The 14,887-nt window shown below is 68.8% G+C and carries 13 protein-coding genes and 1 pseudogene; 9 read left to right on the top strand and 5 right to left on the bottom strand.

The genetic code is table 11. The features are described from left to right. Positions 1-45: 45 nt before the first annotated feature. Positions 46-1,164, bottom strand: coding sequence for a metallophosphoesterase (locus ACGFJ2_RS23860; protein WP_393471649.1), 1,119 nt, complete (start codon positions 1,162-1,164; stop codon positions 46-48). Between ACGFJ2_RS23860 and ACGFJ2_RS23855 the strand changes: the two genes are divergently transcribed. Both ACGFJ2_RS23855 and pafA read left to right on the top strand, forming a co-directional pair. Then, entirely contained in the window at positions 1,135-2,370 is a 1,236-nt protein-coding gene (locus ACGFJ2_RS23855; RefSeq protein ID WP_358204903.1) for a hypothetical protein, read from the top strand. The genes ACGFJ2_RS23860 and ACGFJ2_RS23855 overlap by 30 nt on opposite strands. Positions 2,371-2,528: 158 nt before the next feature. Continuing rightward, the gene (pafA, locus tag ACGFJ2_RS23850; RefSeq protein ID WP_393471646.1) at positions 2,529-3,887 is read left to right on the top strand and encodes a Pup--protein ligase; all 1,359 of its coding nucleotides are present in this window, start codon (positions 2,529-2,531) and stop codon (positions 3,885-3,887) included. A 115-nt stretch (positions 3,888-4,002) separates the two neighbouring features. Here pafA and ACGFJ2_RS23845 read toward each other — a convergent pair whose 3' ends face one another. Then, positions 4,003-5,124 (bottom strand): MFS transporter, encoded by a 1,122-nt coding sequence (locus tag ACGFJ2_RS23845; protein WP_393472720.1) that lies wholly within the window; start codon positions 5,122-5,124, stop codon positions 4,003-4,005. A 169-nt stretch (positions 5,125-5,293) separates the two neighbouring features. Here ACGFJ2_RS23845 and ACGFJ2_RS23840 point away from each other — a divergent pair, with 169 nt between their 5' ends. Then, complete coding sequence (locus ACGFJ2_RS23840) at positions 5,294-5,875, top strand: TetR/AcrR family transcriptional regulator (RefSeq protein WP_393471643.1); 582 nt, start codon at positions 5,294-5,296, stop codon at positions 5,873-5,875. A 187-nt stretch (positions 5,876-6,062) separates the two neighbouring features. Continuing rightward, entirely contained in the window at positions 6,063-7,046 is a 984-nt protein-coding gene (locus ACGFJ2_RS23835; protein WP_393471640.1) for an MBL fold metallo-hydrolase, read from the top strand. Positions 7,047-7,122: 76 nt separating this feature from the next. Here the strand turns inward: ACGFJ2_RS23835 and ACGFJ2_RS23830 are convergent, their stop codons facing one another. Both ACGFJ2_RS23830 and ACGFJ2_RS23825 read right to left on the bottom strand, forming a co-directional pair. Next, entirely contained in the window at positions 7,123-7,341 is a 219-nt protein-coding gene (locus tag ACGFJ2_RS23830) for a hypothetical protein (protein ID WP_357961352.1), read from the bottom strand. Positions 7,342-7,420: 79 nt separating this feature from the next. Beyond that, positions 7,421-8,566: a lipase family protein gene (locus ACGFJ2_RS23825; protein WP_393471636.1), complete on the bottom strand. Its 1,146-nt coding sequence runs from the start codon at positions 8,564-8,566 to the stop codon at positions 7,421-7,423. A 211-nt stretch (positions 8,567-8,777) separates the two neighbouring features. Between ACGFJ2_RS23825 and ACGFJ2_RS23820 the strand changes: the two genes are divergently transcribed. After that, a complete protein-coding gene (locus ACGFJ2_RS23820) occupies positions 8,778-9,356 on the top strand; it encodes a hypothetical protein (RefSeq protein WP_357961346.1) in 579 nt (192 codons plus the stop codon). Positions 9,357-9,359: 3 nt separating this feature from the next. Here ACGFJ2_RS23820 and ACGFJ2_RS23815 read toward each other — a convergent pair whose 3' ends face one another. Continuing rightward, complete coding sequence (locus ACGFJ2_RS23815) at positions 9,360-10,298, bottom strand: helix-turn-helix transcriptional regulator (RefSeq protein ID WP_393471633.1); 939 nt, start codon at positions 10,296-10,298, stop codon at positions 9,360-9,362. A 108-nt stretch (positions 10,299-10,406) separates the two neighbouring features. Between ACGFJ2_RS23815 and ACGFJ2_RS23810 the strand changes: the two genes are divergently transcribed. The 4 genes and pseudogenes from ACGFJ2_RS23810 (at position 10,407) to ACGFJ2_RS23795 (ending at position 14,850) form a co-directional block, all read left to right on the top strand. Continuing rightward, entirely contained in the window at positions 10,407-11,240 is an 834-nt protein-coding gene (locus tag ACGFJ2_RS23810; RefSeq protein ID WP_393471630.1) for an NAD(P)H-binding protein, read from the top strand. Between the two features lie 38 nt (positions 11,241-11,278). Then, a pseudogene (locus ACGFJ2_RS23805) lies at positions 11,279-11,767 on the top strand (epoxide hydrolase family protein); the annotation flags it as partial. Continuing rightward, positions 11,731-12,963, top strand: coding sequence for a DNA glycosylase AlkZ-like family protein (locus ACGFJ2_RS23800; protein ID WP_393472717.1), 1,233 nt, complete (start codon positions 11,731-11,733; stop codon positions 12,961-12,963). The pseudogene ACGFJ2_RS23805 and the gene ACGFJ2_RS23800, both read left to right, overlap by 37 nt. Positions 12,964-13,281: 318 nt before the next feature. Then, on the top strand, positions 13,282-14,850 hold the full coding sequence (locus ACGFJ2_RS23795; protein ID WP_393471627.1) for a hypothetical protein: 1,569 nt from the start codon (positions 13,282-13,284) through the stop codon (positions 14,848-14,850). Positions 14,851-14,887: the final 37 nt, after the last annotated feature.

The following is a 14,887-nucleotide window of genomic DNA, read 5'->3' as shown; positions in this document are numbered from 1 at the left end:
CGGCCTTGGCCATCTCCGCGATCTTGGAGATGGCCAAGGCCGGGCTCAGTTGGGCGGCTCGTCCAGGACCAGCCCCAACGCGGCCGCCAGGTCGATCGTTCTGCGTGGTGTCGGGCACTGCTTGGCCAGGCCGGCCCGGTCGAGGCGGCCGTCACGGGCCTGGAAGAGAACCTTCGCGGCAGGATGTCGGCGCAGCCCCTCCTCGGTGAGCTCGCCGGCGACTCGATGCGCAGTGGCGACCAGAATGGGGAATGCCGCCTGCAGATTCGCGGCCCACTCTTGGAGCGCCTCCAACCACCCCCGTGTAGCGGTGTCAGATGCCGAGGTGAATCGCTCTGTCGCCTGAGCCAGCTCGAGCCAGGTGGAGTCATGCCAAGGCTTCGACTTCAGGACGGGCAATTGCCAGTGACGCTTGGTGATCGCCCAATGATCCGCGTGCGCCTTTACCGAGTGGGCCGTGAATCCTGGAAGACACAGTGCGGTGAGATTCCAGCCGTGGCAGGCACCGGTGTCGAGGCCGAAGATCCGGCCGTCGAGGATCATCGGTTCCCGGCCGGTCACGTGATGGCCGAACACCACCGGCTTGGCATCGGTGTAGTGGTCGTACCAATGGCTGCCCGGGAACAGCGCCGCGAGCTCTCGTTCGCCTCTCGTCGAGCCACAGAGGATTTCCTCCCTCTGATCGGCCAGCGGAATTCCGGACAGCATCGCGGCGTGGACCACACGGACATGCTCGTTCTCGAAGTAGTACGGCAGTGTCCGCATCCAGTCGACCGTTACGGCGTAGTGGTCGCCGAGCTGCAAGCGCGTGATCTCTTGTGCGTAGGAGAAGATCCCGCGTACGTGCTTCCGCTCGTGGTTGCCCATGACCGCGACCGAGTTCGGGCGCTCGCGGAAAAGCCTGACAACGTCACCGGGCACTGGACCGCGATCGACCAGATCACCGACGCTGACCAGCAGGTCGTCCGGTCGGATCTCGACTTTCTCCAGCAGTTCGAGCAGCTCGTCGAAGCAGCCGTGGATGTCGCCGATGATGATCGTGCGCCGCATTCGGGAGATCGTAGGGAGGCGTCGGTACGGCGGACAAAGGATTTTGCGCGATCTCCGGTGCTGGAGACATCTACGATGCCGCGTGTGAATCGTGATCAAATTCTCCTGACTCATCCCGGTACCTCCAAGCCCAAGTACTTGGAACTCCGGGTCGACGGGGTTGAGCTGCACCGGAGTTGGTGGGCCGGTACCGGGAAACCTCAGGGGCGCACGAAGGCGTTCGACGACGGGCCCGCGGCACGCGAGGCCCTGGAGAAGGTCGTCACCGAGAAGATGCGTGACGGGTACGCCCTGCTCCGCGACGCCGCCGCGACCGAGCCGGGTGACGTCGTCGTCCAGTGCGCCACGCGGGCAGAGAACGGCGCCGTGGAGATCGCCATGCACCCGGACGGCCACACCGTCGCGGTCGCCCGCGGCATCCCCGACCGGGTCGGCAGTGCCGGCTCCGATGTGCAGACAATCGACCTACGGACCGGCGTCCGGCAGGTGATTTACACCGATGCGTACCAGTACTCACTGATCCACACCATGGCCTTCGAACCGGACGGATCGCACCTGACGTTCACCATCCGCGACAGGATCACCATGGTGGAGGTGAGCTACACGGTGGCGCTCGCCACCGGTCATGTCCAGCGCCTGCCCCACACCCGACCGGAGTGGGACGCGGCCCGCCAGCGGATGCTGGTCGTCGGCAACGATCACGCGGTGCGAGTGCTGGGCCCGGACGGCGATTCGTGCCTCGATTTTCCGCCGGGCAAGCGCTTCCAGACCACCGCCACACTGTCGCCGTCAGGCCGGCTCCTCGCCCTCACCCATGACCCGGACAACCGCGATACGGAGTACGACCTCGAGATCTGGGATGTTGACGCTGGTCAGCGAGTGCTCGCCGCCCCGTTCCCCTTCCCGGCGGGATTCCAGGGGTTCGGCCGCCGGTTCGACAAGCTGGCGTTCGATGGGACCGAGCAAATCCTCGTCGCGAGCGGCAAGACGTCAGGATGCTTCGGCCTCTCGGTGGCATCCGGCGACCTGTGCTGGGCGATCGAGGGCGAACGGGACGGGTACGAGCGGTTCGCCGACTTCGCAATGTCACCCGACGGCACCCTGCTCGCCGGCGCCCCCTCTCGTGGCCCGGTCATTGTCTACGACGTGGCGACCGGACAGCCGCTGGAGCCGCGCTTCGCCGTTCCCGGCGAGTGGCCGAACTGGTACCAGGGGGTTGGTTTCTCCGCTGACGGCCGGCTTCTGGCGGTCGGCGACTACCCCGGCCGCGTTACGGTGTTCCGGGTCGACGGCGTGGAGTTCACCAAGCCCGGCGAGTGACGTCCGGCACCGGGTCGGCAAGGCTTTCCGGTCTTGCGTGGGAAGGTCCTGCCGGAGGGCGATCACCGGCTCGAGCCTCTTGGCACTTCACGTTCGGCGTCGACACGGACCACCTGGATGACCTGGGCGAGAGCGTGATGGGAGAGTAGCGTGAGGCAATGGATCGCCGCATCTTCGGGCTGGAGAACGAGTACGGCGTGACCTGCACGTTCAGGGGACAGCGCAGGCTGTCCCCCGACGAGGTCGCGCGCTACCTGTTCCGGCGGGTCGTGTCCTGGGGCCGATCGAGCAACGTCTTCCTCCGCAACGGCGCACGTCTTTACCTCGACGTGGGCAGCCATCCTGAGTACGCAACACCCGAGTGTGACAACGTCATCGAACTCGTCACCCACGACAAGGCCGGCGAGCGCATCCTCGAGGGACTCCTCGTCGACGCCGAGAAGCGGCTGCGCGAAGAGGGCATCGCCGGCGACGTCTACCTGTTCAAGAACAACACCGACTCGGCCGGCAACTCCTACGGCTGTCATGAGAACTACTGTGTGGGCCGGCAAGGCGAGTTCGGGCGGCTGGCCGACGTGCTGATCCCGTTCCTGGTCACCCGGCAGATCATCTGCGGTGCGGGCAAGGTGCTGCAGACGCCGCGCGGCGCGGTCTACTGCGTGTCGCAGCGGGCCGAGCACATCTGGGAGGGCGTCTCCTCGGCGACGACCCGGTCCAGGCCGATCATCAATACCCGGGACGAGCCGCACGGTGACGCCGAGCGATTTCGCCGCCTGCACGTGATCGTCGGCGACTCGAACATGAGCGAGGCCACGATGCTGCTCAAGGTCGGCGCCACCGACCTGGTGCTGCGCATGATCGAGGCGGGCACGGTGATGCGCGACCTGTCGCTGGAGAACCCGATCAGGGCCATCCGCGAGGTGTCGCACGACATGACCGGGCGGCGGCGGGTGCGGCTGGCCAACGGCCGTGAGGCGTCGAGCCTGGAGATCCAGCAGGAATACCTGTCCAAGGCCAAGGACTTCGTCGAGCGCCGCGGCGGCGACGCGATCGCGCGCCGGGTGCTGGAGCTGTGGGAGCGGACGCTGCACGCGGTCGGCACCGGCGACCTCGACCTGGTGGCGCGCGAGATCGACTGGGTGACGAAATACCAGCTCATCGAGCGTTACCGCAAGAAGTACGATCTGCCGCTGTCGTCGCCGAGGGTGGCGCAGCTCGACCTGGCCTACCACGACGTGCACCGCAAGCGCGGCCTGTTCTACCTGCTACAGCGCCGCGGCTTGGTGGAGCGGGTGGCCTCCGACATCAAGATCTTCGAGGCCAAGTCGGTGCCGCCGCAGACCACCCGGGCGCGACTGCGCGGCGAGTTCATCCGCAAGGCGCAGGAGAAGCGGCGCGACTTCACCGTCGACTGGGTGCATCTCAAGCTGAACGACCAAGCCCAGCGCACCGTCCTGTGCAAGGACCCGTTCCGCAGCGTCGACGAGCGGGTGGACAAGCTCATCGCCGACATGTGAGTCAGCGGCGCCGCTGACCACCATCATCGTGCGGGATAACCAGTCGACGGGTACGCGGTCCTGTCCGAGTTCGATGGGCGGCAAACATGGTCGCCGCAGATTGGCGAGATGGGTGTCATCGAAGGCTGTCGTTCCGGCGCGCGCTCCACACTGCCGGCCCGGCCACCAGGACGAGAACGCCGGCGAGCCAGAGGATGCCCCGGAGTGGCAGGGCATCGACGATTGTGCCGCCAGCCAGCGCGCCGAGACCGATCGAGAGGTTGAACACCGCCACCCACAGAGCGGAGGCTTCCTCGACCGCTTGTGGCGCGGACTTGATCATCCATGTCTGGAGGCTCGTGGAAACCCCGCCGTACGCCAGGCCCCAGACGACGAGCAGCGTTACCCCGCCCGCGGCGGTGAGCCCTGCTAGGGGGTAGAGCAGCACGGTAACCCCCAAGGCGGTGGCGATGGTGAGGACCGTCCGATGGAGTCGTTTCGCCACGGCGGCACCCGCGATGAAGTTCCCTGCGACGCCTGCCAGGCCGAATCCGAACAGCAGCGGCCCCAGAAGTTGCGCGTCGATGCCGGACAGATCCTGCAGCACGGGGCTGATGAACGTGTAGGCCGCGAAGTGGCCGGTCACGATCAGGAAGGTTGCCAGAATGCCGATCCGGACGCCCTGGTTGCGGAACTGGTCGGCCAGCCGGCGCAGGCCGACGGGTTGAGCAGCGGTCAACGGTGGCAGCACAGCCAGCAAGGAGACCAGCACGACCAGTGCGAGGGCGCTCAAGGCGCCGAACGCGATCCGCCAACTCGCCAGCCCGCCGATCACCGTGCCGATAGGGACGCCGAAGACGTTCGCGGCCCCGACACCGCCGAAGATGATCGCCGTGGCCCGCGGCACGAGCTGGGCGGGGACGAGCCGGACGGCCAGGCCGCCGGCGATGGCCCAGAATCCGCCGATCGCCACCCCGACCAGCACGCGGGCGGTGATCAGAAGTGGATAGTTCGGGGCCAGGGCGGAGGCCAGGTTGGCGAGCGTCATGAGTCCCATCAAGGCGACGAGCAAGAGCCGGCGATCCATCCTGCCGACGAGTACCGGGACCGATGGTGCCGCGACGGCGGCGACGATGCTGGGGACCGTGACCATCAAGCCCGCCGCACCCTCAGAGACCGACAGCGCCGAGCCGACGGGGGTGAGCAGTCCGATGGGGAGCTGCTCGGCCGTCACCAGGAGAAATGTGCCGAAGGCCACGGCGGACACCGCGATCCAATGATTCTTCGCTGACGCGTCTCGCCGGGCCGTCGTAGGGTCCGTTGCCGTCACGTCGTGTCTCCCCTCTCATTCGGGAGCGATCGCTCCCATATGACGGCACACCCTAATACGGGAGCGATCGCTCCACAACCTTGGTAGAGTGGCGAGCATGGCACGGCCCAGGGAGTTCGACGAGCAAGACGTGATCGCCAAGGCGACCGACCTGTTCTGGCGTCGCGGCTACAACGCCACGTCCGTCCGCGATCTGGGCGCCGAGCTCAGACTCAAGCAAAGCAGCCTGTATCGGACCTTCAACGACAAGCGCACACTGTTCTTGCGGACGCTGGACCACTATCGGGCGACGGAGTCCACGCAAGCCGAAGAGCAGCTCAGCGCCGCTGGTCCCAGCCTCGAAGTCCTGCGAGAGTGGTTGATCTGGATGATCAGCCACGAGGCCGGTCGCGGCTGCTTCGTGGTCAATACGGCTGCCGAACTCGGCACCACCGACCCCGAGGTCCAGCAGAGGACCGAGGCCGCGTTCGAAGTCACCAGGAAAACCCTGGCGTCACTGCTCCGCCGCGGCATCCGCGACGGCGACCTGCCCGCCGCATTGGACGTCGACGCCGCAGTGGAGCTGCTGTTCACGACGGTGCTCGGACTACGCGTACGCGAACGCACCGGACACGACGTCCAACGACTCGCCGCAGCAATCGACTTCACCATCAAAACGCTCGCGACATCTGCGACCTGACCGGCAGAAGGGCACCTCGGCCGAGATCTCCGTGCAGGTCGCTGCGTGCCGCCACCGCTACGCCGGCGTCTCTAATTCGGTACCCCTGCGAGGGGTGCTGTGCCAAGGTTCTGCAGAAGATCAGGCGAACCGAGGGCTTGGATGTGGAATGGGCGCAGTGCGGTCGGAGGAATGGGATGAGCGAGAAATGACCGAGCTGGACCCGCCCCCGGCCGACCACCCCGCGCGCCTTGAGCAGGGGCACCCGTTCCGGCAGTGGAAGACCTGGCGGATGCCCGGCAGTGAGCTGACCCTCACCGGCTACTCTCGCGCGAACGACAAGACGTTCTTCCACATCCCCGAACTGCGGTGCAGCCTCGATGCGGGGCTGTGCGAGGGGCGGCAGGTGGACACGGTCTTCCTGACCCACACCCACCATGACCATGCCAAGGACCTTGATTTCCTGGCCGCCAATCCCGCCGGGACGGACATCTACCTGCCCGCCGAGGCGGTGCCGTACGTGGAGTCCTACTTACGCGCGTCCGCGGAGCTCAATCACGGAGCGGGGTTCGATCCCGCTCTGGCGGCAGGACACCGCTTGCACGGGGTGCGGCGCGGCGACGAGTTCGGCTTCGGACGCCGGGGACATCACGTGCGGGTGGTGGAGTGTGAACACAAGGTGCCCTGTGTGGGGTACGCCTTCTCGGAGCGGAGCAAGGCGCTACGGCCGGAGTTCGAGCAGTTGCGACTGTCCCTGATGGAGCAGGGCAGGGGCGGTGAATTCGGCCGGATCATGGCGCGGAACCGCAAAGAGGGGGTCGCAGTCGACCACGAGGTCCGGCGACCGCTGTTCGCCTTTCTTGGCGACACTCATGTGAATGTGTTCGCCCGCAACCCGTGGTTGTTTGAATACCCGGTCATCATCACCGAGTGCACGTTTCTGGATGACACCGAGTTGGAGCGCGCGGACCGGATCGGGCATACGGTCTGGAGCCGGCTGCGGCCCGTGGTCGAGGCCCATCCGCAGACGCTGTTCGTTCTGACCCACTTCAGCCTGCGCCACTCCGACCAGCAGGTCCTCGCGTTCTTCCGGCAGCAGTGGGAGCAGGCGTCGCGGCCGGACAACAACGTTTTCCTGTGGGTTCACCCGGACAGCCACCTGCCCGAGCAGCACCAGCACCGCACTTCCTAAACCCTGACACTCAAATGCCCACGGGTCCGCCCCCGGGATAAGGGGCGGACCCGTTCGTATCAGGGACCCGTTCGCATCAGTAGGGGAAGACCGGGTAGCCGTTGTAACCGCCGCCGACGCACGTGCGCCCGGTCGGGCTCAGCCAGTCAGGGACGACCACCCCGCCCGCGAACACGCACTGGGTGACGGTGATGTACTCGCGGGCGGCGGCCTGAGCGGTTGCGGCAGGGGCGAGTGTCAGCGCACCTGCCGCGGCCGCGGAGACGAGGGTGAGGGTGAGGAGCAGACGACGCATAGGACTCCCATCACGGAGGGTTATTGAGCCACTACCTATGGTTACCTACGCGCCCGCCCGCCAAACTGCGACAAGGCCGCTAACAGTTGCCGAAGGCCGGGAGGCCGAGGATGCGGAGTGCGAGCCATTCGATGGCCAGCGGCCCGCCCTCGATGGCCCCCGTCACGTGGCTCGGGGCCGGAAGGGACGTCCAGCGGAGGTTGACCCCCGCCCGGCAGTACTCCGAGCGCAGCGTGGCCGAGATCGCCTGCGGGATGATCTCGTCGCCCTGCGCGTGGTAGATGAACATCGGAACGCGCGGCGCGATCGCCCCGAGGCGGTTCTCGGCGAGCCGGGCCAGCCACTTGGGCTGGTTCATCAGGTCAACGGGGCTCAGGTCGGAGAAGCGCAGGCCGGCGAGCTTGTCCAGGTCGCCCACGCAGTCGTCCGCCGCGTCCGCGAGCAGGGCGCGCCCGCGGTCGTTGAGGTCGGCGTTGAGATCGAGTTCCGGGTAGGCGGCGTCGAAACCGACCCCGGCCGCGGCGGCCAGCCCGAAGTTGGCATCGCCGTCGAGGTGGTCCGCCACCGCGTGCAGGTCCGCCGGGACTCCGCCCGCGGCCACGCCCTTGAGCCGCAGCTCCGACGCGTACGACGGCTGGAGCTGGGCCGCCCAGGCGGCCGACGCGCCGCCCTGCGAGTAGCCCATGATCGCGACCGGCCCGCCCGTGGACAGGCCCGAGCCCGACACGCGCGTGGCGGCCCTGATCGAGTCCAGTACGGCGTGACCCTGCGAGATCCCCGCCATGTACGTATGCACGCCAGGTGTGCCGAGGCCCTCGTAGTCGGTGATGGCCACCGCGAACCCCTTGAGCAGGAACAGGCTGACCAGCGCGAGCTCCGCCTCGCCGCCCCGGCTCATGCTGGCCGAGGGCGCGCACTGGTCGCCGAGTCCGTGGGTGCCGACGGCGTACCCGATGATCGGGCGCTTGCCCAGCGGGTAGCTCGCCTTGGGCACGAGCAGGGTGCCGGACACGGCGTTCAGCGAGCCGGTGGCGGAGGTCGAGCGGTAGAGCAGGTGCCAGGCGTTCACCGGGACTTCGAGCAGCTTGCCCGGCAGCAGGTAGACGGTGGTGGGCTGGGCGGTGACCACGTCCCCCGCCGCGGCCGCGCGGGCAGGCGGCGCCGCGACGAAGGACGCGATCAGTAAGAGGATCATGGTCATGCTGACGCGGACACGTAACCTCATGTGCCACCCCTCTCCGTGGGGTTCGCTCAGGGGAAGGCGGCGCCGCGAGCCGATCGTTACCCGGCAGTAACCTCGTGTCAAGGCCCGAAACGACGGCGAATCCGAGCCGTTGTCAGACTGCCTCCCGCGCCACATAACACTGGCCACGACCGCATCACCGGGCCGCCCCGAAACGGTGAACTCCACTGCGACGGTCGGGCACCATGGACGGATGGATGCTGGTTCGGTGACCTTTCTGCGCGAACTACTCGCCGAGACCGGCTGGGTGGAGCGCACCCGCGAGCTCGGCCTGGCGCTGCGGACCACCCGCTCGCCCGGCGGCCTGATGCTGGTGGGCACGCCCGACGACGAGCCGTGGCATCTGACTGCGCATCTCGCCGACGAGGCCCGGCTCTCCGAGCTGCCGCAGCTAGCCCCCACTCTGGTCCGTTGGAAGCCGCCCGCCGACGCCCCGGCCCACCTGCGCGTCGGCCTCGACCGGATTCAGCGGGCGGGGCGCGGCGAGACGCTGTTCGTGGTGGCCGAGCAGGACGCGCCCGTGCCGCTGCTCGAACGGGTCAATGACGCCCGCCGTACGGGGGCGACGATCCTGGCGCTCGAAGGCGGCGACACGGCGCTGGAGGGGCTGGCGCACGACGCGATCGCCGTGCCACGGCTCGGGCCGGTGACCTTCGACGGCGCCCAGCACCTGGTCAGCATGGCCGCGGGCGAGCTGCCGGCGCGCCCGGGGCTGCGCGAGCGCCTGGCCCGCCTGCTGGAGAAGGTCAACGGTCCCCAGGTCGCCGACTGAGGCTCATACCCCGGCGTTGGTGAGCCTTCTGGCGAGTGCCCGTACATGGTCCTTGAGCTCGGGCGGGTCAAGGACCTGGAAGTCGATGCCCTTGAGCGCGACATAGAGGGCGATGGTGTCGAGGGAGTCGCCGCCGGCGTAGAAGAGGCAGCTGTCCGCGTCGCGGTGTTCGAGACGGCCCGCGGTAGGTGAGGTGTGTTCGGCGACGACGTCGAGCGGCGCGTGGAACAGGATGGTCGCTCGATACCGGTACGGGGAACTCGTGAGGGCGTTGGAGACATAGGCGTGGACGCCCTCGGCGGGTTCGGCCCGAGGCGTGAAACGTGGCCCGGGTTGTGGAGCCGAGTCCATACGGTCGACGCGGAAGGTACGCCAGTCGTCGCGGTCGAGGTCGAAGGCGAGCAGGTACCACCGCCGGCCGGTATGGACGACGCGGTACGGCTCGACGCGGCGGGTGCGCTGCTGGTACCCGAAGCGGATGCCCTCGTGGGCGCGGCAGGCGGCGGCCAGGGCGGTGAGCAGATCGGGCTCCACCGTCGGGCCGGGGCCGGTCAGCGGCAGGATGGCCGACTGCATCGCGCCCACGCGGTGGCGCAGCCGGGAGGGCAGAACCTGTTCGAGCTTGGCGAGGGCGCGGAGCGAGGTCTCCTCGATCCCGGTGACCGTGCCCGTGGCGGCGGCGCGCAGGCCGACCGCGACGGCGACGGCTTCGTCGTCATCGAGCAGCAGCGGCGGTAGGGCCGCGCCGACCCCCAGCCGATAGCCGCCGGTGATGCCGGTGGCGGACTCCACCGGGTAGCCGAGGTCGCGGAGCCGGTCGACGTCGCGGCGGACGGTACGGGTGGTGACACCGAGGCGTTCGGCCAGCTCCGCGCCTGACCAGTCGGGGCGGGACTGGAGCAGGGACAGCAGCCGCAGCAGCCGCGCCGAGGTTTCCAACATCCGCGCGCAACTCCCTCCGAAGGTATGAGGACCGGACCTGTCCTCAATGGTTCCTAGTGTTCCTCGTACCGGGGTCGCCCGGGAACCCTCGAAACCTAGGAGAGCTTCATGATCCTCGTCACCGGCGCCACCGGAAACGTCGGCCGCCACGTACTCGACGTGCTGGTCGCCAACGGCCACGCCGTACGTGCCCTGAGCCGGTCCCCGCAGCAGGCGGTGTGGCCGGCCGAGGTCGACGTCGTCGCCGGCGACCTGGCCGACCCGGCGTCGCTGGACGCGGCCCTGACGGGCGTGGAGTCGGTCTTCCTGTTCGCCGTACCGGGCTGTGGGCCCGCGTTCGTCGCCGCCGCCCAGCGGGCCGGCGTGCGCCAGGTCGTGCTGCTGTCCTCCGGCGGGGTCGATGACGACGCGGAGGTCCAGGACGGGCCGATCGCCGCCTACCACGCCGAGATCGAGCACGCCCTGCGCGACTCCGGCCTGGCGTGGACCTTCCTGCGCCCGGACGTGTTCGCCGCCAACAGCCTCATGTGGGCCGGGCAGACCAGGTCCGGCGACGTGATCCGCGGCGCCTACGCCGACGCGGCGTCCGCCCCGGTGCACGAAGCCGACATCGCCGCGGTTGCCGTAGCCGCCCTCACCGAGGACGGGCACGCCGGTCAGGTCTACCGGCTGACCGGGCCTCAGTCCCTCAGCCACGCCGACCAGGCCGCCATCCTCGGTCAGGCGCTCGGCCGGCCCATCAGCTACGCCGAACTACCCGCCGAGACCGTACGCCAGGCGATGAGCGCCCACGTGCCGGGCCCGATCCTGGACAGCATTCTCGCCACTTGGGCCGCCTCCGTCGGCCGCGTCGCGCCCACCACCACCGACATCGAGAAGGTCACCGGTCGTCCCGCGCGCGGCTACCACGACTGGGTCCTCGACCACGCTGCCGCGTTCTAGCCACGAGACATCATTCAAGGAGACCTTGCGTGTCAGACATGAGCGAAACGATCATGCCGTTCCGGATCGATGTCCCCCAGTGCGATCTCGATGACCTGCACCGCCGCCTGTCCGCCGTGCGGTGGCCGAGCGAACTGCCCGCCGTCGGCTGGAGCCGCGGCGTTCCCCTGGCCTACCTCAAGGAGCTGGCCGAGTACTGGCGCACCTCGTACGACTGGCGTGGGCACGAGGCCGCGTTGAACGACATCCCGCAGTTCACCACCGAGATCGACGGGCAACGGGTGCACTTCATGCACGTACGTTCCCCGCACCCGGATGCCCTGCCCCTGATCCTCACCCACGGCTGGCCCGGATCGGTGGTCGAGTTTCTCAAGGTCATCGGCCCGCTGACCGATCCGGCCGCGCACGGCGGAGACCCGGCCGACGCCTTCCACCTGGTCATCCCGTCGCTGCCCGGCTTCGGATTCTCCGGCCCCACGCGAGAGACCGGGTGGAACAGCGGCCGGATCGCGCGGGCGTGGGCGCGGCTGATGAGCCGGCTCGGCTACGACCGGTACGGCGCGCAGGGCGGCGACCTCGGTGCCCTGGTCACCCCGGAACTCGGCCGCACCGCCACCGGGCAGGTCATCGGTGTCCATGTCAACGCGGCCTCCTTCGGGTTCATCCCGTTCGGGGAGGTCTCGGACGAGGAGCGGGCCACGCTGACCGACGCCGAGCGGGCCCGGCTCGGACGGGTGAAGGAGTTCATGGACGACCAGAGCGGCTACTTCAAGATCTCGGCCACCCGGCCGCAGACGGTGGCGTACGCCCTCACCGACTCACCGGTCGGCCAGCTCGCCTGGCTCGTCGAGAAGTTCAAGGAGTGGAGTTTCCCCGCCGCCGACCTGCCCGAGGCCGCCATCGACCGGGACCTGCTGCTGACCGACGTGATGCTCTACTGGCTCACCGGCACCGCCGGTTCCGTCGCCAACCTGTACTACGAGAACATGCACGCCAGCACCTGGCACACCAAGCCGGCCACCACACCCACCGGTGTCGCCGTGTTCGCCCACGACCTGCCCATCCGCCGCTACGCCGAATACGGCAACAACATCACCCACTGGTCGGAATTCGACCGCGGCGGCCACTTCGCCGCCGTGGAAGCACCCGACCTGCTCACCGCCGACATCCGGACCTTCTTCCGCCCGCTCCGCTAGCGGCGCCCGGCTACCCACCCCTTGAGGACCCTTCGTGCCACGCCTCACCACCCGCGCGACGCGACCCGGCCGCGCTGGCCCACGCGGCCCGCGCCTGGGTGCCGCTGGTACAGATCCCGCCGCGGCGGCCACGCCTGGTCACCTTCCGGGACGAGCGGGGCCGTGAACTGTTCGACCTTCCCGACGCGCCGCGGCCGGATCCGGACACCCCGGCCCCGGTGCGTTTTCTCTACGACTTCGACAACCTGCTGCTCTCCCACGACGACCGCAGCCGCGTGGTCACTGTCAACTACGCCGACCAGGGCTTCGGCAGGACGAACGAACAGCCCCGGTCCGTACTGGTCGACGGCTACGTAGCCGCCACCTGGAAACTCGCCACCAACCGCGACACCGCGACCTTGACCGTGCGCCCATTCCGGAAACTGACCGCGGCCGAGCACGAACAACTCGACGCCGAAGGCGCCCGGCTACTCGCCTTCCTCACGCCCAGCACCACAGTCCACGACATCGTGCTCCATTGGCATTAAACCCGACAAATCGGACGCCAATGGTATTGCTGAACGAAGTGATTTCCTTACACATAGTTGACTAAACCAGCCAAACGGGAATACTAGATTTCCCGTTTGGCCGTCGTTCCACTGAGACCGAGGATGCCCATGTCGCCCGGCACCGCCATGCCTCCGGCAGAACCGCACCAGGCACGTAGCGGTACCGGCGTCGCGGAAGGGCTTGTACCACGCCGACCCGGCCCCCGTCGGCCGCCGCGTGAGACCGGCACGCGCCGCTAACGGGCCCTTCGGCGGTCGACACCCTCCCCGCCTGCTCTCCCCGACCCCAGGACTGTCATGCCGCCAGACTCTTTCAGCGTCCCGATAACGATCGGCGCCGCCGTTCTCGCCATCGCCCTCGCGGGCGTCGTCATCTTCCACATACGCCTACGCCGCGACCTCGCCCAGGTCCGTGGGGAGCTCGTTCAGGCCCGTCAGGCTCACGAGCACCTGACGCGCGAGACCAGCGCCAGGAACCAGTGGCAGGCGCAGGTGGAGCGCCAAGCTCAGGAGAGCGCGGAGCAGACCCGCGAGGCGCGCGCCCAGCAGGACCTCCTGCACGCCGAGACCGAGCACCTGATCTCGAAGCGGATACCCGCCCTGCTGTCCCACCTGCGTGCCCCGCACGTGATCGTGCCCGGCGTGCAGAACCCGGCGCTGGCCGGCACGGACATCGACAGACAGCACCGCGCCATCCTCGAAGCGCTCACCCGCGGCGTCCGCGAGGAAGGCGAGCGCATCGACGAGGCGGCCCAGGCCGTCGTCAGGGGCGCGATGTCCCGCGTGCAGACCCAGGCGCTGCGCGCCCAGGACCTGCTGGCCGGCGTGCAACAGCGCTACAGCGGTGACGAGCACACGGCGCTGCTGCGCGAGGTGCTGGGGCTCGACATGTTCAACGAACTGATGATCCGTCGCGTGCAGGTCACCGGCATCGCCTGCGGCGCCACGCCCGGCCTGTCACGTGACGACACCTACCTGGTGGACCTGATGGTGGGCGCCATCTCCCGCGTGGAGAACTTCGAGCAGCGCGTCGAGGGCCCGGCCAACCACCTGCGACGCCGGATCGGGGTCGCCGCCCGCGCCGCGGAGTCGATCCTGCTCATCACGGCCGAGCTGCTGGCCAACGCGGTCCACCACTCCCACGGCACGCTCAAGGTGACCATCGCCGTGCACGAGACCAACACCGGCGCCGCCATCGTCATCGACGACGCCGGTGTCGGCCTCAACGAGGACCAGTACGCCCGCGCGACCCGCCTGCTGAGCGGCACCCACCCGGTCCGCCTGGTCGACCTGGGCAACCCACCCCACACCGGCTGGGCCGCGATCGGCCGTCAGGCCGCGCACTACGGCATGCAGGTCACGGTCAAGAAGAGCGCCTTCGGCGGCGTCCAGGCCGTGCTGAACATCCCCACCGCCCTGCTGGTGGAGATGCCGGAGGACAGCCGTCCGTCGGTGCTGGCGCCCGAGCCGATCCGCGCCGCTGTCCCGGCCGCCGCCACCGCCCTCCGGTCGGCGCACGTGGCAGCCGTCCCGGCCCCAGCACCGGCCCCGACCCCGGCCATCCGGCTGGAGCCCGTCACCTCCTCCGTACGACCCGAGCCCGCGGCGACGCCCCGTACGGAACCCGCGACGACCCCCGAGCAGCGACAGGCCCCTGCGGGGGATCTCGCGCCACTGCCACAGCGCCGCCGCCAATCGCCGGCCGGGCCGAGGCCCAGCAGAAGCCAGGGCGGCTCGGACGACAGGTTGCTCACCACCCCGGAGGAGGCCCAGAAGCGGTGGGGAGACTTCCAGGTCGGAGCCGAAGCGGGCCGCCGCGAAGCGCTCCCGCCGCAACAGCAGCATGACATCACCGAAGGGATTTGACCGCTCCATGGATGCTCACAGCGCTTCCAGCCGTGTT

The organism is Nonomuraea sp. NPDC049028, from assembly GCF_043197735.1.
Lineage (GTDB): Bacteria > Actinomycetota > Actinomycetes > Streptosporangiales > Streptosporangiaceae > Nonomuraea.
Note: the sequence above shows the minus strand (reverse complement) of the source record. Positions and strands in the feature narration are given on the sequence as shown.